17 protein-coding genes are annotated in these 17,803 nt (G+C 67.3%); 9 read left to right on the top strand and 8 right to left on the bottom strand.

Annotation, left to right across the window (positions count from 1 at the left end; all coding sequences use genetic code 11):
• The first annotated feature begins 76 nt into the window (after positions 1–76).
• Entirely contained in the window at positions 77–1,114 is a 1,038-nt protein-coding gene (locus tag FRZ32_RS11345) for a glycoside hydrolase family 43 protein (protein WP_147043605.1), read from the top strand.
• On the opposite strand, the gene FRZ32_RS11340 is transcribed toward FRZ32_RS11345, so the two are convergent.
• On the bottom strand, positions 1,111–2,508 hold the full coding sequence (locus tag FRZ32_RS11340; protein WP_147043604.1) for a family 43 glycosylhydrolase: 1,398 nt from the start codon (positions 2,506–2,508) through the stop codon (positions 1,111–1,113). The two genes, FRZ32_RS11345 and FRZ32_RS11340, sit on opposite strands and share 4 nt — an antisense overlap.
• Positions 2,509–2,573: 65 nt before the next feature.
• Between FRZ32_RS11340 and FRZ32_RS11335 the strand changes: the two genes are divergently transcribed.
• The 6 genes from FRZ32_RS11335 to FRZ32_RS11310 all read left to right on the top strand — a co-directional run bounded on the left by FRZ32_RS11335 (position 2,574) and on the right by FRZ32_RS11310 (position 7,941).
• Positions 2,574–3,416 carry a phytanoyl-CoA dioxygenase family protein gene (locus FRZ32_RS11335; protein ID WP_147043603.1) on the top strand — a complete coding sequence of 281 codons (843 nt, stop codon included), beginning with the start codon at positions 2,574–2,576 and terminating at the stop codon, positions 3,414–3,416.
• 62 nt (positions 3,417–3,478) lie between these two features.
• Positions 3,479–4,573, top strand: a complete 1,095-nt coding sequence (locus FRZ32_RS11330) for an ABC transporter ATP-binding protein (protein ID WP_147043602.1) — start codon at positions 3,479–3,481, stop codon at positions 4,571–4,573.
• Complete coding sequence (locus FRZ32_RS11325) at positions 4,570–5,445, top strand: carbohydrate ABC transporter permease (RefSeq protein ID WP_147043601.1); 876 nt, start codon at positions 4,570–4,572, stop codon at positions 5,443–5,445. The genes FRZ32_RS11330 and FRZ32_RS11325 overlap by 4 nt, the downstream gene beginning before the upstream one ends.
• Positions 5,442–6,278: a carbohydrate ABC transporter permease gene (locus FRZ32_RS11320; RefSeq protein WP_243445273.1), complete on the top strand. Its 837-nt coding sequence runs from the start codon at positions 5,442–5,444 to the stop codon at positions 6,276–6,278. Before FRZ32_RS11325 ends, FRZ32_RS11320 begins: the two co-directional genes overlap by 4 nt.
• A complete protein-coding gene (locus tag FRZ32_RS11315; RefSeq protein ID WP_147043600.1) occupies positions 6,275–7,582 on the top strand; it encodes an ABC transporter substrate-binding protein in 1,308 nt (435 codons plus the stop codon). Before FRZ32_RS11320 ends, FRZ32_RS11315 begins: the two co-directional genes overlap by 4 nt.
• Before the next feature lie 110 nt (positions 7,583–7,692).
• On the top strand, positions 7,693–7,941 hold the full coding sequence (locus FRZ32_RS11310) for a hypothetical protein (protein WP_147043599.1): 249 nt from the start codon (positions 7,693–7,695) through the stop codon (positions 7,939–7,941).
• A gap of 10 nt (positions 7,942–7,951) precedes the next feature.
• On the opposite strand, the gene FRZ32_RS11305 is transcribed toward FRZ32_RS11310, so the two are convergent.
• From FRZ32_RS11305 to FRZ32_RS11280, 6 genes are read right to left on the bottom strand one after another with little or no spacing between them, the layout of a single operon-like run.
• Complete coding sequence (locus FRZ32_RS11305) at positions 7,952–9,250, bottom strand: family 1 glycosylhydrolase (RefSeq protein ID WP_147043598.1); 1,299 nt, start codon at positions 9,248–9,250, stop codon at positions 7,952–7,954.
• Between the two features lie 30 nt (positions 9,251–9,280).
• The gene (locus FRZ32_RS11300; protein ID WP_243445272.1) at positions 9,281–10,129 is read right to left on the bottom strand and encodes an SMP-30/gluconolactonase/LRE family protein; all 849 of its coding nucleotides are present in this window, start codon (positions 10,127–10,129) and stop codon (positions 9,281–9,283) included.
• Positions 10,130–10,131: 2 nt separating this feature from the next.
• Positions 10,132–10,824, bottom strand: a complete 693-nt coding sequence (locus FRZ32_RS11295) for a FadR/GntR family transcriptional regulator (protein WP_147043596.1) — start codon at positions 10,822–10,824, stop codon at positions 10,132–10,134.
• Positions 10,825–10,868: 44 nt separating this feature from the next.
• Entirely contained in the window at positions 10,869–11,786 is a 918-nt protein-coding gene (locus FRZ32_RS11290; RefSeq protein WP_147043595.1) for a Gfo/Idh/MocA family protein, read from the bottom strand.
• Complete coding sequence (locus tag FRZ32_RS11285) at positions 11,783–12,421, bottom strand: 2-dehydro-3-deoxy-6-phosphogalactonate aldolase (protein WP_147043594.1); 639 nt, start codon at positions 12,419–12,421, stop codon at positions 11,783–11,785. Before FRZ32_RS11285 ends, FRZ32_RS11290 begins: the two co-directional genes overlap by 4 nt.
• The gene (locus FRZ32_RS11280; protein WP_147043593.1) at positions 12,421–13,302 is read right to left on the bottom strand and encodes a 2-dehydro-3-deoxygalactonokinase; all 882 of its coding nucleotides are present in this window, start codon (positions 13,300–13,302) and stop codon (positions 12,421–12,423) included. The genes FRZ32_RS11285 and FRZ32_RS11280 overlap by 1 nt, the downstream gene beginning before the upstream one ends.
• A 116-nt stretch (positions 13,303–13,418) precedes the next feature.
• Here FRZ32_RS11280 and dgoD point away from each other — a divergent pair, with 116 nt between their 5' ends.
• The gene (gene dgoD / locus FRZ32_RS11275) at positions 13,419–14,558 is read left to right on the top strand and encodes a galactonate dehydratase (protein ID WP_147043592.1); all 1,140 of its coding nucleotides are present in this window, start codon (positions 13,419–13,421) and stop codon (positions 14,556–14,558) included.
• 1 nt (position 14,559) lies between these two features.
• Here the strand turns inward: dgoD and FRZ32_RS11270 are convergent, their stop codons facing one another.
• Positions 14,560–14,949 carry a methylglyoxal synthase gene (locus FRZ32_RS11270; protein WP_147043591.1) on the bottom strand — a complete coding sequence of 130 codons (390 nt, stop codon included), beginning with the start codon at positions 14,947–14,949 and terminating at the stop codon, positions 14,560–14,562.
• Between the two features lie 186 nt (positions 14,950–15,135).
• Here FRZ32_RS11270 and FRZ32_RS11265 point away from each other — a divergent pair, with 186 nt between their 5' ends.
• Positions 15,136–17,793 carry a TonB-dependent receptor gene (locus FRZ32_RS11265; protein WP_158635907.1) on the top strand — a complete coding sequence of 886 codons (2,658 nt, stop codon included), beginning with the start codon at positions 15,136–15,138 and terminating at the stop codon, positions 17,791–17,793.
• The last annotated feature ends 10 nt before the right edge of the window (positions 17,794–17,803 follow it).

The following is a 17,803-nucleotide window of genomic DNA, read 5'->3' as shown; positions in this document are numbered from 1 at the left end:
ATCTCGCTGATCCAGGTTAGGCCGCGGCCCTGATTTGATCCCTGTCCGCCCGGACCTGTGCTGCTATGCTGGGCGAATGGGATGGTCCGCCGCCTTTCTGTGCCTTGCGCTCCTCACCGGAGCCGCGGACGGATCGCGCGGCGCGCCGGCCACCTACGCCAATCCGGTGATCGACCGCGACTTTCCCGATCCCGCCATCCTCCAGGCACCGGACGGCGCCTATTACGCTTATGCGACGCAGAGCGCGCACGACGGCCACATGCTCAATATCCAGGTGGCGCGTTCGGCCGATCTGGTGCGCTGGGAGCAGCTGGGCGATGCCCTCCCGGTCAAGCCAGTCTGGGCGAGCCGGACGCAGGATTTCTGGGCGCCGCACGTCGTCCGGCACGATGGGCGCTATTATCTCTATTATTCCGCCCGCCCCGATCCGACGCCCGCCGACGCGGAGCCAGGCCTTTGCCTCGCGGTCGCGACGGCCGAGCGGCCCGAGGGGCCCTTCACGGATGTCGGCCACCCGCTCCAGTGCGGGTCGGGATTCGTCAACATCGATCCGATGGCCTTCGACGATCCAGCGACCGGGCGGCGGCTGCTCTATTGGGGCTCCGGCTTCGGCCCGATCAAGGTCCAGGAGCTCGCCCCCGACCGCATCTCCTTCGCGCCCGGCAGCCGCCCGGTTGAACTGGTTCAGGTCCATCAAAATGCCGGTCCGGATGATTACCAGCGGCTCGTCGAGGGCGCCTGGGTCGTGCTTCGCGGGGGATGGTATTATCTCTTCTATTCCGGGGACGCCTGCTGCGGCCCGAACGCCCATTATGCGGTGATGGTCGCCCGTTCGCGGCACGCGACAGGCCCCTTCCAGCCCGGCGGCGTCATCCTCGCGAAACGCGGCCTATGGACCGCGCCTGGCCACAACAGCGTCATTGCCGATGCCCGCGGGCAGCTGTGGATCGCCTATCACGCCGTCGACACAAGGTGGCCGCGCGAAAACCCCGCCGACGAGCTGAATACGCGCCGCGTGATGCTGCTCGATCGGCTCGTCTGGCGAAACGGCTGGCCGCGCCTTGCCGACGGCGGGCCCACCGAAACGGTCCAGGGCGCGCCCGCGGCGCCCTAGCCGACCGTCACCCCGTCCGGTCCGAAATGGAGGCGCGCCGTCAGGAGCGCCCGAAACTCGTTATAGCCCCCGGTCCCCGGGAAGAAGGCGTGGAAGAAAAGCTGCGGCTCGCCGTCCAGCCCGGGGGCGACCGACGCATGGCCCGGCGCCCACCAGCTGCGGCTGGACTTCAGCAGCGGCTCGGGCTGCTTCACATAGGGCCCAAGCGGATGATCGGCGACCGCGACACCGATGCCGTAAGCGGGCGTCCCGAAATCGTTTCCGGCATAGAAGAGCCAGTAACGGCCCTGCTGGCGCGTAACCCACGGCCCCTCGATCAGATGGCCTTCCCAGTCGAGATCGTTGGTCAGGACGATCGTGTCGCTGCCGATCAGCTCCCCCTGTCCGGACAGCGGCTGGGCGTGAATGGGGGTGCTCATTGCGTCGAGGATCCAGTCGGCGCGCTCGACGGTCGCGAGCACCTCCTTCACATGGCGCCAATTGTCGAGCACCGCCTCGATCAGCGGCTGCATGAAGAAGAATCGCTCCATCGGCCGCCGGCTGTTGGCCCAGGGGAGGACGGCGGCGGCGAAGGCGGCGGTGCGGCGATCGCTTTCCGACGAGAACAGACGGTCGATCAGCTCCGGCTGCTGGCCCAGCAGCCCGGCGAGCGGACGCGGCCACACGCCATTCGTGTCGCGCTTCCAGAAGAGGTAGCGATCGCCATTGGCGTCGATGAAGATATGGCTGTCGATAACCCCGCCACTCAGCACGGCCTGCGGAGAATCGTCAGGCAAGCCGGTCGTGTTGATCGCGAAGCCGCCGACCAGCGGGTGGCCGAGATCGCGCCACGGACCGGTCGGGTGCGGTGCCTTCGCCAGCCCGATGGCGAGCGCGTTGCTATGCTGGCGCGCCGTGTAGACGAGCCAATATTCATCGCCGACCTTCGCCATTTCGGGCGCCCAGAAATCGCCCACCGTCCGGCCATGGGCCGTCCATTCCGGCGCCGATCCCGAGGGGAAGACGAAGCCTTCGTGCCGCCAGCTCTCGAGGTCCTCGCTGTGCAGGATCGGAAAGGCATCGGGCGCGTCGTTCGACGTCGCGACCAGCCAATAGCCGTCCTGCGTCTTGAGCACGGCGGGATCGCCATAGCCGGCGGTGGTGAGCGGGCTCAGATTTTCCAGGATGAGCGGACGCCAGTCCGGCTCCTCCCCCTCCGCCGCGAGCCCCGGGCCGTCATTGACGTGCGGGACGCGCGTGCCGAAATCGCGGGCGAGCTCGCTGAAGAACAAGGTGTAGTGACGGTGGTTGCCGGTGGGCAGGCGATAGCTGCGCTCCTGCTCGCCGCGGCGGACCGTGATGCGGGTGGCGATGCCCTCGGCGCGGGCCTCTACTTCGAATGGCTGAGTCGACATGCGGCGCCCGATAGACGCATCTCATGCCGCCTTGAAAGCCACTAAATCACATTTATAAGATAATTATGGACTCGACGGTGAGCGCCGGGCCGGCAGGCCCCTGGGAAGCCGCGGACATCATGGCCGGGCTCTATGGCGACGGCATCATCGCGCTCAAGGGCGCGTTCAGCGTCGCCTTCGCCGATCGCCTGCGCGAGGACATCGAAACGCTCTACGAAGAGGCGCGGGCCGTGCCCGGCGGGGCGCTCCCCCGCGGGCCCAATCGTTTCTACGTGGAGGTCCAGCCCGAACGTGTGCGCGGCTTCGTGGAGATCGCCACCCATCCCTGGTTCGTCGCCGTGTGCGAGTCGGTGCTCGGGCCCGATTACCGCATCGTCGAGATCGGCTTCGACATCCCCTTCCCCGGCGCGGCCGACCAGCCGTGGCACCGCGACTTCGCGGCCCCGGAGGCGACGACGGTGGGACGCCGCCTCAATTCGCTCGCCTTCAACCTGACCTCGGTCGACACCAGGCCCGAGCACGGGCCGTTCGAGATTGCGCCGGGGACGCAATGGGACCGGATCGAGGGGTGCCCGAAAGGGATGTTCCCGCCGCGCGAATTGTGGCCCCGCTACGCCGAGCGGATGGTCCGCACGCTTCCGCAGCGCGGCGACATGTCGGCCCGATCGGCGCTGACCATCCATCGCGGCACCGCCGACCGATCGGATGAGGCGCGCCCGGTCCTGGTGGTGGGGGTCGATGCGCCCGACGCGACCAATGCCGCGCACCACGATCTTCAGGTTACCCGCGCCTATCTCGACGCTCTGCCCGCGCGCGTCCGGGATCACCTCACCTGCCGCGTGACGGATCTGCTGGAGCCGGTGGTCCAGCACCACATGATCGACGGTCTGCTGACACCGGCTTATTGAAGCGCATTGACGGCGGAAGGCGCTTCGACAAAAGTGCGATAAATAATATAAAAGAGGACAGGGTGACGAGCCTGGAGCTGCTCAACATTCGCAAATCCTATGGCGGCACGCGCGTTCTCGACGACGTGTCGCTGGAGATGGACGATTGCGAGTTCGTGGCCTTTCTCGGCCCGTCCGGAAGCGGCAAGTCCACGCTTCTCAGGATCATCGCCGGCCTCGAAACGGCCGACGCCGGTGAGGTGCGGCTCGCCGGACGGCGGATCGACCAGCTGCCCCCCGGGGAGCGCAACGTCGCGATGGTGTTCCAGAGCTATGCGCTCTACCCGCACATGACGGTGCGCGAGAACATGGCCTTCGGGCTTCGCAACGCGCGCGTTCCGAAAGACGAGATCGACGCGCGCATTGCCCAGGCCGCCGAGGTGCTCGAGATCAAGGATCAGCTCGACAAGAAGCCCGCGCAGATGTCCGGCGGCCAGCGCCAGCGCGTCGCGATCGGCCGCGCCATCGTCAAGCAGCCCGGCCTGTTCCTGCTGGATGAACCCTTGTCCAACCTCGACGCGGCGCTTCGCACGCGGACCCGGGTCGAGCTTGCGCAGCTCCGCCGGCGGGTCGCCGCCGCCGTGATCATGGTCACGCACGATCAGGCGGAGGCGATGACGCTCGCCGACCGGATCGTCGTGATGAACGAACGGCGGATCCAGCAGGTCGGGACTCCCATGGAAATCTATGCGCATCCCGCCAACGCCTTCGTCGCGCGCTTCGTCGGCTCGCCGGCGATGACGCTGGCGCCGGCGACGCTGGTGGATAGCGACGGCGGCCATGCGCGCGTGAAGCTGAGCGACGGGGCGGAGGTCGGGACCCGCATAGCCCGCAAGGCGCTTCCGCCGGGCGCGCTGCGGCTCGGGCTGCGGCCCGAGGCGGTGTCCGTGGTGGCGCCGGGCGCGGGCACGACCGATGCCGAGGTACAGCTGGTCGAGCGCCTCGGCGATCGCACCCTCGTCTATGCGAAGCTCGCCGACGGACAGGACATCACGGCGTCCGATCAGGGAAACAGCCGCGTCGCGATCGGCCAGAAGGTCGGGCTCTCCATCGACGGCGGCGCCGCCCACCTGTTCGGTCCCGACGATGTCGGCCACCACGCCGAGCCGGCGACATGAACGCGGGCGGCCGGGCGCGCTACGCGGGCTTCGCCTTCGTCGGGCCGTTCCTCCTCCTCTATCTGGTGATCCTGATCTATCCGTTGCTGCTCGGCATCGGGCTCAGCTTCGATCATGCCGACCTGTTCGGGGCGCGTCGCTGGGCCGGGATCGACAATTATGCGCGGCTCCTCGCCGATCCGGTTTTCCTGCGATCCATCGTCAACACGATCAAGCTCGCGCTCCTGATCGTCCCGCCGCTGACCCTGATCGCCCTGCTGCTTGCGCTTGCGCTCAACCGGGCGACGCGCGCCGCCGCGATCTTTCGCGGGATCTTCTTTTCCTCCTCGGTCCTGTCGGTGACGATCGTCACCCTGATCTGGCGCTTCATCCTGACCCCGGATGCGGGCCTGCTCGCTTACGGCGCCACCGCGCTCGGGCTCGCGCCCGCCCCGTTCCTCAGCGATCCGAGCCTCGTCATCCCGGCGGTCGCCATCACGACGATCTGGTGGTCGCTCGGCTTCCCGACGATGCTGTTCCTCGCCGGGCTGCAGCAGATCAACCCCGACATCTACGAGGCCGCGGCGCTCGACCGCGCCGGCAAGTGGACGACCTTCCGGCGGATCACCCTGCCCTCGCTCCGCCGCACGCTGCTGCTCGTCGTGATGCTGCAGACAGCGGCCCAGCTCCAGCTGTTCGGCCAGGTCCAGCTGCTCACCGGCGGCGGCCCCGGCGGCGCGTCGCGCACCATGGTGCTCTTCATCTACGAGGCCGCGTTCGGCCGTTGGGAGCTTGGCTACGCATCGGCCGCCGCGGAGCTGCTCTTCGTCCTCGTCCTGGCGGTCACCCTGCTTCAATACTGGCTGGTCACGCGCCGGGAGCCGGAGCGGTGAGCGGCGGGCCGCAGCGCGACCGGCTGGGGGTTCCCGCGTTGATCGGCGTGACGATCGGCGCGGCGATCATGGTGACGCCGCTCATCTGGACCCTGCTGCTCTCGTTCAAGAGCAATGCGGAGCTGATGCGAAGCAGCGCCGCCGCCTTCTCCGGCCCCTACACGCTCGAAAATTATCACGCGATCCTGGTCGGCTCGCAGATCGGCCGGTGGCTGCTCAACAGCCTGATCGTATCGCTGGGGACCACGGCGGGCGTCCTGATCCTGAGCTCGCTCGCCGGCTACGGCTTCGCCCGCCTCGATTTTCCGTTCCGGCGCACGCTCTTCGTCCTCGTGCTGCTCGGCCTGGCCATTCCGGAGCAGGCGGTGATCCTGCCGCGCCACCAGTTCTTCGCGGTCCTGCACCTGCACAACAGCTATCCCGGGTTGATCCTTCCCGGATTGGTCGCGCCCTTCGCCGTCTTCTTCATGACCCAATATTTCCGGGCGATCCCGGTCGAGCTCGACGAGGCGGCGATGCTCGACGGCGCCTCGCGGCTGACGCTGTTCTGGAAGGTGCTGCTGCCGCTCACCCTGCCGGCCCAGGCGACGCTCGGCGTCTTCACGTTCCTCGGCAGCTGGAACGATTATTGGTGGCCGCTCATCTCGGCCACGACGAGCGACCGCTTCACCCTCACCGTCGGCCTCGCCTCGGCGCAGATGAACTATGCGCAAACGAGCGGGCTCGGCTTCCTGATGGCCCAGGCGGTCTTCGCCTCGATCCCGATCCTCATCGTCTACATCGTCTTCCAGAAGCAGATCGTTCGGGCGATGGCCGGGGCGGCGATGCGATGAGACGTCTGATCCTCGCCATTGCCGGGGCGCTCCTGCTCGGCAGCTGCGCGCCGCGGGACACACGCGTCGAGATCGTCGTCCAGCGCTTCTTCGGCGAATGCGGCGCGGTTTACGGGCACAGCACCGACGTCGCCGCCGCCGATACCGAATGCGGCATCCTGACGACGCTCATCAACCGCTTCCAGGCGGAAAATCCGGACATAAGGGTCAAGGTCAACGTGGTCGCCTGGCCCGGCTATCCGCAGCTTTCCGCGCAGATCGCGGCGGGTGATCCGCCCGATCTGGTGACGATGCACCAATCCACCATCTCCGATTATCAGGGCCGCGGCCTGCTCGAGCCGATGGACGGATTGCTCGCCGAAGCCGGGATCCAGCCCGCCCAGTTCACCGACGCGGCCCGCGCCGGGGTCGTCAAGGCGGGCCGGATCTACGGGATGCCCTGGGACACGATCGGGCGGCTGTGGCACATCAACACCCGGCTGATGGCGCAGGCGGGGCTGATGGACGGCGATCGGCCGATCCTGCCGCATTCGCCCGCCGAGCTTCTGGCGCAGGCGCGGCAGTTCCGCGCCCGCACCGGCAAGCCCTATCTGATCCAGGCGCAGGTGAACGCGCCCGATTATCATGTCGCCAATCTCTACACCTGGTTGATCGCCCAAAACGCGGTCATCTTTCCCGACGCCCGGCATGTCCGGCTGAACACCCCGGAGGCGCGCGAGATCGTCACCCTGTTCCGGACGCTGAACGCCGAGGGCCTGACGACCCGCAACCAGGACTTCCCGGCCGCGACCGCCAGCTTCACCAATGGCGACGGCGGCATCTTCCCGACCGGCACCTGGATGATCGGGCCCTATGACAAGGAAGCGACAACGTCGGGCCATCCGCTGTACCGCGCCTATGTCGTCCGCCCGTTCCCGCGCCTTTGGGGACACGAGGCCGCGTTCGTCGACGGCCACGCCTGGGTCGTCCCCGGCGCCGAGCGCAGCCCGGCGGAACGGCGGGCGATCGCGCGGCTGCTCCATTTCCTCGCCGCGCATGAGTTCGAGTGGACCCGTACCGGGCAGCTCCCCTCGTTCCGCGCCGTGCTGGCGATGCCGCGGTTCCGCGCCTTGCCGCATCGCGCCGACATCGCGCAGATGGCCGCGACCGGCGCGCAGCTGCCCGATTATGTCCAGCGGCAATCGGCGATCCAGGGATTGATCGGCGAGGAGCTGGAGGCGGCCGTGACTGGCGCCAAGCCGGTGGACCGGGCGCTCGCCGATGCCGAACGGCGCGTCGACGAGCTGCTGGCGCAGATCATGTGAACCGGAAGACGTTCGCGTTCAGCGCCTCGTAACCTGCGTAAACATAGATTACATATTGTGCGTCGAATCCGCAGGGGTAGAAAGGCCCCGGGGATGAGCGGGGAAGAGATATGTCGAGATTGATCAAGGATTATGTCGAGGTCGGGGATCACACCTCGCTCGACGAGCTGATCGGCCGGTTGACCGCGATCCGGGACAGCCTGCCCGAGAAGACCGATGCCGAGCTGCTGGTGCGCGGTGACGATATATTCGGCCGGCACCTGTGCATCGGCTTCATGCGCCCGCTGACGGCGGAAGAAGCCGCCTGCGAGGGCCGCTACGGCCAGGCGGGCAGACCGAAGCTCAAGCGCGCCGCCTGAGCGGCCGCCACTAACCTCCGATTTCGGGCGACGACGCCTCGGTGGAGACGTCGTCGAGATGTTCGGCCGCTGCCTCCCTCTGTTCGCGGGCATGGCCGCTTTCGGCGCGGGACGGCGGGACCACCGGCACGACCAGGCACAGGCTTGAGGCGGGCAGCAGTTCGCGCCAGTCGGCGATCAGCTTCTTGTAGGCCCGGCCCACCGGGCGGATGTTGCGGTCGAGATCGTAGAGACCGACCGGATGGACCCTGTTGTTGCGCTCGCGGAGCGCCGTGTCCCAGTCGATCTGGTCGGTCAGCGAATACCAGGTGAAGCCGACCGTCGGGATGCCGACATTGCGGATCCGCAGGACATTCGCCCATTCCTTCCACAGCCACTGCACGGCCTCCTGCCCGGTCGGCCCCTCCCGCATGTTGGTTTCGGTGTGCATGATCGGGAGGCCGTAGCGTTCGTAATATTGCCGCGTGATCTCGGCATAGCCGAAGACCTCGCCGGATGCCTCGCTATGGCCGTCGGCGAAGACGCGATGCTCGTTGGTGAGATAATAATCGTTGCCCAGGATGCAGTGCTGCTTGAGCCGGTGGGTGAGGAACCAGTTATATTCCTCCTTCGTCATCCCGTTCTCCAGAAGATATTCGTACATCTCGCTGTTGACGCGGTTGCCGTAGTTGAGATCGAGCGGAAGGAAGCGCCAGCGGTTGCGAAGCTCCGCCTCGTGGATCGCCGCGGGGCTGTCCGCGTGGAAATATTCCGACGACTCGCTCTGGATGAAAATCGCGTCGGGACGTCGCTTGAGGATTTCGGTCATCGCCATGACGTTCGCCTTGACGATGTGCTTCAAGGCGGTGACGAACGCCCTGTCGCTCTGCAGCTGCTCGTTCCACCATCCGTACATGGCCGAGAAGACGGCGCAGATGAACATCTCGTTCATCGGGGTATAGAGCTGCACCCATGGATAGCGCTCGGCGAAATCGCCGGCATAGCGGGCGAAGAGATGCGGAAGATCGGGATTCTGGAAATCGCCGATCCAGTCAGGGACTCCGAAATGGCACAGATCGACGATCGGGATGATATCCCGACGCTTGAGGTCCGCGAACGTCAGGTCGGCGAATTCCCAGTCGTAGCGGCCGGGCCCGAGATAGGTGCGGTGCAACGGCGGCCCGTAGCGCAGGAATCTGAGACCCAGTTCCTCGACGCAGTCGAAGTCGAGCTTCCAATGTTTGTAATGGCCGCATGACTCCATCTGGTCGACCCGGGTCCGGCCGTTGTCGATGGTGGGGATGCTGTTCTCGATCCCGGTGGCGAACATGAAGCTGGCGATGATCGGTCTCCCGTGGACTCAGCCGGCGAAAAGCGGCTCCGGCATGCCGGAAACGCCCGGCACGGCCATGAAGAGCCCGCCGGCATCAGGCTGCCTTTCGAGGTCCTCCGGCGTCAGGTCGCGCCGCGCCGAGGTGATGAAGAGCCGGTCCAGATCGGGGCCGCCGAAGGCGCAGCTCGTCGGACGCTGGACCGGCACGCGCAGCTCCGCGAGCCGCTCCGCCTTCGCCGACAGGCGGCGCACGCACCAGCCGTCCCAGAAGGCGATCCACACGCAATCCTCGGCGTCCACGGTCATGCCGTCCGGATAGCCGTCCGCTTCGCCGAACTCGGCGAAGACGCGCCGGTTCGCGGCGGTCCCGTCCGGCGCGAGGTCGAACGCGTAGACTCGGCGGCGGGCCGAATCGGTATGGTACATGGTCCGGCCGTCGTTGCTGAAGGCCGGGCCGTTGGTGACGAGATAGCCGCTGTCGACCTGCGTCCACGAAAGATCCGGATCGAGCCGGTAGAGCTTGCCGCTCGGCTCACGTTCGAAACGATCCATCGTCCCCGCCCAGAAGCGCCCTTCGCGATCCACCTTTCCATCGTTGAAGCGATTGTGCGGAAGGTCGGGTTCCGGATCGCCGAGCGGGGTCACCGTCAAGTCCGGTGCGATCGCGAGGAAACCCTCATGCCCGCCGCCGATGAAGCCGCCGCCCGCGCGCGGCGCGAGCGAGCACAGGCCAAGCTCGAAGGTCCGAAGCGCCTCCCCTTGGGACCAGCGGAACAGGCGCCGCTCGACAATGTCGACCCAGTAGAGCGCCTGCTCGCGCGCGACCCAGACCGGACCTTCGCCGAGCGTGGCGCGCACGGCCGCGACGCATTCCACGCTCAGCCGTTCCGTTCCGCGCCGGCGATCAGGTTCATGACATCGGCGATCAGATCTTCCATGCCCGCCTTGGCGCCGACGGCATCGCCCCGTTCGATCGCGCTCATCACCGCATGGTGCTGGGGCAGGCTCGCGGTGCGGCCCTTGAACCGGTTGGTGAACCGGATCGAGGTGCGAAGCGCCGTCGTGACCACGTCGCGGAACTGCTGGTAGAAGGGATTGGCCGAGGCTTCGAGAATGGCGATGTGGAAGGCGATATCGGCTTCGAGCGGGACGTCATTGCCGGCCTCCGCCGCCACCATCCGGGCATAGCCCGCGCCGATCGCCGCCCTGCCCTCCGCATCCGATGCGCGCGCCGCCAGCGCCGCCGCCGCGGGTTCGATGGCGATCCTGAGCTCGCTGAACTGCCGCAGCAGCTCCAGCGAGAATTTGCGCTCAAGGAGCCAGCGCAGCACATCGGGATCGAACAGGTTCCAGCGCGAGGGCGGACGCACCGTCGTGCCTTTTCGCGGTCGCGCGGTGAGCAGGCCCTTGGCGGTGAGCATCTTCACCGCTTCGCGGGTCACCGAGCGGCTGACGTCGTGGCGACGTGCCAGCTCCGCCTCGGTCGGAAACGGCTGGTCGTCATAGCCGCCGGTGACGATCTCCTTTCCCAGCGCGTCGAGCATCGCATAGGTGAGGTTGTTGCCAAGCATGACCCCACGAGCTTTATCGGCCTCCGATCCGTGCGTCCATGCACTCACTCGAACGGCTCCGTCGTCTCGCGGCGTCCGACCAGAAATGCGTCGGCGACGATCCGCAGCGGCTCGCCATCGACCTCGCTGGCCCCGTTCGCGACGAGGTCGGCGAAGCGATCGTAGATGGATGGATATTCCCCCCGCGGCTCGACCGCCTGTTCCGCCCCGTCGATGGTGAAGTGGGCGCCGCCGCTGCGAAGTTCGACCTTTTTGCCCATTTCGGTCATAACTGAGATCGTCCATTGCTCGCCGTCGCGGTGGCGCCAGTCGAAGCGGGCGGCGAGACGATCGCCGAAATCGAGATCCGCCGCGATCGGGGCCTGCCGGCCGGAGGGAACGACCAGCCGGGCCGAGCGGACGAACAGCGGCATCGGCAGGATGCGCGTGGCGATCGACAGCGCGTTGATGCCGGGATCGAAGACCCCGAACCCGCCCGGCTCCCATATCCATTGCTGCCCCGGATGCCATTTGCGGACGTCCTCGAACCAGCGGATATCGAGCGCGGCGATCCGCTCCCCGGCAAGCGCAGCCTTCGCGCCGGCGACCCCCGCGGCATGTTGCGAATGCCAGCCGGCGTACAAGGCGCGGCCGGCGCGCGCGGCCAGGCGCCCGAGATCGTCCATCTCGCCGAGCGTCGACGCCGGCGGCTTTTCGAGCAGCACGTGAAGGCCCGCCTTCAGGGCATCGGCACCGATCGAATGACGAACCGACGGCGGCGTACAGATCGCGACGGCATCGAGCCCGCCCGGCATCGCCGCGAACATCTCGTCCGGCGTCGCGAACCAGGGGACGCCGATCGCCGGATCGCCCTGCCGGGTCGCAACGGCCGCGAGCTCGTAGCGCGGATCGCCGTGGATCGCCGGCACATGCTGATCCGCGGCGATCTTGCCATAGCCGATGATGGCGATCCGGATCGTCATGCCCGCGCCTCCCTGAGCGCGGCGAGGAAGGCCCGTGCCCGCCGCGCCGTCTCGTCCGCGTCGAGGCCCGGCTGATAGAGCGCCCCGCCGAGGCCGAAGCCGTCGGCGCCGGCGGCCAGATAGCCGGCCACCCTGTCGGGCGTCACACCGCCGACGACCGCCAGCGGGACGTGGCGCGGAAGCACCGCGCGCTGCGCCTTCACCACCGCCGGCGGCGCGGCTTCGGCCGGGAACAGCTTCAGCACATGGGCGCCCGCCGCGAGCGCCGCAAAGGCCTCGCTCGGCGTGAAATAGCCCGGCGCCGAGACCAGGCCGCCACGGACCGTCGCGGTGACCACTTCGGCGTTGAAGTTCGGCGAAACGACGATCCGTCCGCCGGCATCGGCGACCCGCGCAACATCCGCCGCCTCCAGCACGGTGCCGCCGCCGACCAGGGCCTCGTCTCCGAAGCGTCGGGCGAGGCGGGCGATGCTGTCGAGCGGATCGGGCGAGTTGAGCGGCACCTCGATGATCCGGATTCCGGCATCGACAAGCGCGCCGCCGATCGCCTCCGCCTCCTCGGGGCGAACGCCGCGGATGATCGCGATCAGCGGACATTGCCCGAAATAGCGCCGGAAGATCTCGACAGGGTCCATCACAACATCTCCGTCAGCACGCGGATTCCCGCCAGGAAGGCGGCCGCGCCATCCACCACGATCGTCTCGCGCCCCGCGACCGCAAGCGCCGCTCCGTAGAGCGCGCAAAGGCCGGGATCGCCGACAAGGGCGATCGGCCCGCCACGGTGCAGGGCAAGGCCGGCCCGCACGTCGCTGCCGATCAGGAGGCCGCTCGCATAGCCGGCCGCATCGTCGCGATCCTCGCCCAGGACGTGCCGCGCGCGAATGCCGAACAGGCGCGAGAGAAGGCTCGCCTCGCCAAGGCCATCGCCGACGCCGCGGCGGAACGAAGCATCGTCCACGACCTCGCCGCGCATCTGTTCGGACAGGATGCTGTGCGTCTTCAAAAGACCGAACATCTCGCCGGTCATCATCGTCCGGAAACGGCCGATCCGCCCCTGATCGACGAGAATCCACTTGGTATGGGTGCCCGGGTGGCACATCAGCGCATCGGCCGGGATCGATCCGGCCGCGACCGCACCGATCACCTGCACCTCTTCACCGCGCATCACATCGGCATCGCCAGGCCCGCGCTGCGCGACGCCGGGAACGATCCCGGTCCGGCCAGGCTCGATCCACAGGATCGACGCGGCAAGCTCGGCCGCGCCGGCGGGCGCGTCCGCATAGGGCGCCTCGCGCCAGCCGCGATTAGAGCCGACCATGCCGGCAAGCAGCATCGGCCGATCGCCGAAGCGCTCCCGCATCGCCGCGGCTTCGCGCGCGAACGCGTCAGGAGGCGTCGACAGCAGACCGCGCCGATCGGACAACCTGTCTTCGACGCGGCCATCCGCGGCGACGAGATAGGCGCGGCGGTTGGTCGTTCCCCAATCGACCGCGATATAGCCGTCCCGCCAGGTCATTCGTCGCATCCCGTCGTCATCGCACCCCGGCGATTCATTGCGTCGCAGCCTATTAGCCTTGCTCGCTCCATTTTATAATATAAATGTGCAGAAACCACTTTTCAGAAGATCCTGGGATGAAGATCGCCCGCATCGAAACGTTCCATGTGCCGCCGCGCTGGCTGTTCGTCCGAATCGAGGCCGAGGACGGCAGCTTCGGCTGGGGCGAGGCGAGCCTGGAGGGCCATTCCGAGGCCGTGGACGGCGCGTTCGAGGCGATCCGCGACCGCTTCATCGGCGCGGACCCGAGGCGAATCGAGGATATCTGGCAGGTCGCCTACCGGGGCGGATTCTATCGCGGCGGCCCGGTGCTGATGTCGGCGCTGGCCGGGCTGGACCAGGCCTTGTGGGACTGGAAGGGCCGGCATTTCGGCCTGCCTGCCTGGGAAATGCTCGGCGGCAAGGTGCGCGACCGTGTCCGGGCCTATGCCTGGATCGGCGGGGATCGACCGCATGACATCGGCGCGGCCGCCAGGGTCCGCCGGGATCAGGGTTTTTCCGCGATCAAGATGAACGCGACGGGCGAGATCGACTATCTGGTCGCGCCGGATCTGGACGACGTGGTCGAACGGGTGAAGGCGGCCCAGGCCGAGGGAATGGACGTCGGGCTCGATTTCCACGGCCGGATCCACCGGCCGATGGCGAAGCAGCTCGCGAAGCTGCTCGAGCCGCTGGGCCTGCTCTTCATCGAGGAGCCCATCCTTTCCGAAAATCCGGAAGCGCTGCTGCAGCTCGCCAACCTTGTCAGCACCCCGATCGCGGTCGGCGAGCGGCTTTATTCGCGCTGGGACTTCAAGCCCTTCCTGGCGAGCGGGGCGATCGACATCATCCAGCCCGATCTCAGCCATGCCGGCGGGCTCAGCGAAAGCCGCAGGATCGCGGCGATGGCGGAAAGCTATGATGTCGCGGTCGCGCCGCACTGCCCGCTCGGGCCGCTCGCCCTCGCCGCCTGCCTCCAGCTTGCGGGCTGCACGCCGAACGTCGTGATCCAGGAAATGTCGCTCGGCATCCATTACAATGCCGGCGGCCACGATCTGCTGAACTTCTGCACCAATCCCGAGGTCCTGACGCCGCGGGACGGCTACCTTGCGATCCCGGATGGCCCCGGCCTTGGCGTGGAGATCGACGAGGCGGCGGTGCGCGCCGCGGCCAAGGACGGGCATCGCTGGCGCAACCCGGTCTGGCGCCACGCCGACGGCAGCTTCGCCGAGTGGTAGGCTAGACGAGCGCGCGCATGACCGCATCGGCGGTTGCGCGGTTGCAGGCGAAGGGGATGTCGGCAAGCGTCGCGACGCGGATCAGTGCCTTGACGTCGACATCGTGCGGATGGGGCGACAGCGGATCGACGAAGAAGATGAGCGCGTCGATCCGCCCCTCCGCGATCATCGCGCCCAATTGCTGATCCCCGCCGAGCGGGCCGCTCAGCAACCGGGTCACTTCGAGGCCGGGCAGCGCCTCGGCCACGCGCGCGCCGGTGGTGCCGGTCGCGAAGAGCGCGAGGCCCTCCAGCCGCTCCGCCCAGCCGCGCGCCCAATCGACGAGATCGTCCTTCATTCGATCGTGGGCAACGAGGCCGAGCACCCGTGGCCGCGCGGAAGATGGGGTCATCTGCGCCTCCGGAGACTGACGGTCCGCGACTCGCACGAGCGGCGGACTCCGTCCATATTTTCACACATCAGATAAATCTTATAAATTGCTTGTCACCTCTGGTCCGTAACGATATTCCGGCCAGTCAGAGAGCCGCTCGACGGCCGGTCATCCTGTGGGGAGGAAGATATGCGCTTGGGCATCTTGATGCGTTGCACGGTTTCGGCCGGAGTCCTCGCCTTGGCGGCGACACCCGCCTTCGCCCAGGGAGGCGCGCAGGCAAATGCGAGCGACCCGGCCCAGGCCGGCGCGACGAGCGACTCGCAGGACGACGCGATTGTCGTCACCGGCATCCGCCGCAGCCTCCAGTCGTCTGAGAATATCCGGCGCAATTCGGACCAGATCGTCGATGCGGTGGTGGCCGAGGATATCGGCAAGCTGCCTGACCTCAACACCGCCGAAACCGCCGCGCGCATCCCGGGCGTCCAGGTCTATCGCCAGGGCGGCGAGGCCCAGAACGTGCTGGTGCGAGGCCTCCCGTTCTTCACGACCACCTATAATGGTCGCGAGATCTTCACGGCGGAAACCCGTCTCGTCGCGCTGCAGGATTTCCCGTCGGCCAACATCGCCGCCCTCGAAGTGTTCAAGACATCGACGGCCGATCTCGTGGAGCCGGGTCTCGCCGGGCTCGTCAACGTGCGCTCGCGTCGCCCGTTCGATTTCGCCGGCGGCCAGGTCGCCGGCTCGATCTGGGAATTGCGTACCGTCCAGGGCCATTCGTGGCGGCCGAGCTTCAACGTGCTCGCGACCGATCGCTGGGAGACGGGGATCGGCGAGATCGGCATCCTCATCAACGGGTCCTACGACCAGATGGAATATCTCGATGCCGAGATTTCCAATACCGACTTCATCGCCGATCCGGTCGTGCCGCCCAGCGGCCAGCGGGTGCGGCTGCCCGATATCCAGCGGCTCTTCTATCGCTCCGGGCGTCGCGAGCGGCCGTCGATCAACGCGGCGGTGCAATGGCGGCCGAGCGACAATCTGGAATTCTATGGCGAATTCCTGTGGCAGGGATTCCGCAACCAGATCGACGACCGGCTGCTCGAAGAGCCGCTTTATGGCGGCCAGGCCTATAACAACCTCACCTTCCGCGACGGCACCAATCTCGTCAGCAGCGGGACGGTGGTCAATCCGGCCGGGAACCTCTTCTCGTTCCAGGGCGGCACCTACAACCGCACCAACACGTTCCAATATGCCGGCGGGCTCCGCTACAATCAGGATCGCCTGCACATCAACGTCGATATCGCGCGCACGATCTCCACGTTCCGCGGCTCGACCGAGTCGCTCGACCGGATCTGGCCCGGCGCGCGCACCGTCGATTTCGATCTCGAGCGGCCGTCCTTCTCGGTCAGCGGGATCGATTTCGGCGATCCCGCGGCGCAGACCTTCCAGGGCCTGTTCGAAGAGAACCAGAAATCGGCCGGGCAGGACTGGCAGGTGCGCGGCGACCTTACCTACGATGTCGACAATCCCGTGCTGCGCAACATCCAGGTCGGCGTGCGCTATACCAACCGGGACGCGCAGCGATTGTACAGCAACCGCTACGCCAACATCCTCGGCCTCGGCCTCAACGCCACGACGCTGCCCGTCGATTTCGACATTTTCCGCGGGGTGGACCAGGCCAACCCCACTTACCAGTGGGCCGCGCCGACCTATCAGAGCATCCGCGACAATCTCGTCCAGCTGCGGCAGTTCATCATCGATAACTGCCCGACCTGCGGCTACACGACCGCGCCGGTCGTCCCCGCCCTGCTGTTCGACGCGCACGAGAACACGCTGGCCGGCTATGGGCAGCTCGGCCTCGGCGACAACGACCTTTCCGGAATCATCGGCCTGCGCGTCAACCGGATCGATTCGGAGGTGAGCGGCCCGAGCGGAATCACGCCGCCCGAAGCGGCGCGGGAGCGCACCGAGGTGCTTCCCAATGCGAGCCTGCGCTGGCGCTTCGACCGCAGCTTCCAGCTGCGCCTCGCGATTTCGAAGACGATCACGCGGCCCGATTTCGGCCAGCTCTCCTCGGCCGTCGTGCTCGGCGCGCCGCCGCCGGGCGGGGTCGGCACCGACAGCAGCCCCTATGGCGCGTCGAGCGGAAACCCCGCGCTCAGGCCCTATTCGTCATGGAATTACGACGCGAGCCTCGAATATTATTTCGCGCGCTCCGGCTTCGCCGCGCTGACCGCGTTCCACCGCACCGTCAACGGCTTCATCCAGAACGAGACGTTCCGGGTCACCGATCCGGTGCTCGGCGTGGTCGAGATCAGTCATCCGGTGAACACCGGCAAGGGCCGGATTTCCGGCGTCGAGTTCCAGGCCCAGGCCTTCGCCGATTTCAGCTGGCTTCCGGACTGGGCGCGCGGCTTCGGCGCCCAGGCGAACATCACCTATCTCGACGCGAAGACGCAGCAGCCGGACGGCGCGGGCGGGCTTGTCTTCCTGCCGATCACCGACCAGCTGAACGGCGTTTCGCGCTGGAACTACAATCTGGTCGGCATCTACGAGCGCTACGGCTTCTCCGCGCGGCTGAGCTACAGCGGACGTTCGCATTTCGCGGCGACGCGCCAGTATCGCGGCGACGACATCTACACCGAAACCGCGCGCCCGGCCGACCGGCTGGACCTTTCGGTCAACTACGCCGTGCTGCCCAATCTCACGATCTTCGGCGATTGGACCAACATCACCCGCGCGCACTTCCACCAGGATTTCAGCTCGGCCCGCGCCGGGGCGCCGCGCGCGGACTATCTGCGCTACATCCGGTTCGACGAGACGACGGTGTCGCTGGGCATCCGCTTCAACTTCGGCGGATAGGGCGGGGCGG

Origin of the sequence: Sphingosinicella ginsenosidimutans (assembly GCF_007995055.1) — a bacterium.
GTDB lineage: Bacteria > Pseudomonadota > Alphaproteobacteria > Sphingomonadales > Sphingomonadaceae > Allosphingosinicella > Allosphingosinicella ginsenosidimutans.
Note: the sequence above shows the minus strand (reverse complement) of the source record. Positions and strands in the feature narration are given on the sequence as shown.

Coding starts and splice junctions, on each gene's coding strand:
- FRZ32_RS11345 (WP_147043605.1), top strand. CDS start 77: ATGGGATGGTCCGCCGCCTTTCTGTGCCTTGCGCTCCTCACCGGAGCC.
- FRZ32_RS11340 (WP_147043604.1), bottom strand. CDS start 2,508: ATGTCGACTCAGCCATTCGAAGTAGAGGCCCGCGCCGAGGGCATCGCC.
- FRZ32_RS11335 (WP_147043603.1), top strand. CDS start 2,574: ATGGACTCGACGGTGAGCGCCGGGCCGGCAGGCCCCTGGGAAGCCGCG.
- FRZ32_RS11325 (WP_147043601.1), top strand. CDS start 4,570: ATGAACGCGGGCGGCCGGGCGCGCTACGCGGGCTTCGCCTTCGTCGGG.
- FRZ32_RS11315 (WP_147043600.1), top strand. CDS start 6,275: ATGAGACGTCTGATCCTCGCCATTGCCGGGGCGCTCCTGCTCGGCAGC.
- FRZ32_RS11310 (WP_147043599.1), top strand. CDS start 7,693: ATGTCGAGATTGATCAAGGATTATGTCGAGGTCGGGGATCACACCTCG.
- FRZ32_RS11305 (WP_147043598.1), bottom strand. CDS start 9,250: ATGTTCGCCACCGGGATCGAGAACAGCATCCCCACCATCGACAACGGC.
- FRZ32_RS11295 (WP_147043596.1), bottom strand. CDS start 10,824: ATGCTTGGCAACAACCTCACCTATGCGATGCTCGACGCGCTGGGAAAG.
- FRZ32_RS11290 (WP_147043595.1), bottom strand. CDS start 11,786: ATGACGATCCGGATCGCCATCATCGGCTATGGCAAGATCGCCGCGGAT.
- FRZ32_RS11285 (WP_147043594.1), bottom strand. CDS start 12,421: ATGGACCCTGTCGAGATCTTCCGGCGCTATTTCGGGCAATGTCCGCTG.
- FRZ32_RS11280 (WP_147043593.1), bottom strand. CDS start 13,302: ATGACCTGGCGGGACGGCTATATCGCGGTCGATTGGGGAACGACCAAC.
- dgoD (WP_147043592.1), top strand. CDS start 13,419: ATGAAGATCGCCCGCATCGAAACGTTCCATGTGCCGCCGCGCTGGCTG.
- FRZ32_RS11270 (WP_147043591.1), bottom strand. CDS start 14,949: ATGACCCCATCTTCCGCGCGGCCACGGGTGCTCGGCCTCGTTGCCCAC.
- FRZ32_RS11265 (WP_158635907.1), top strand. CDS start 15,136: ATGCGTTGCACGGTTTCGGCCGGAGTCCTCGCCTTGGCGGCGACACCC.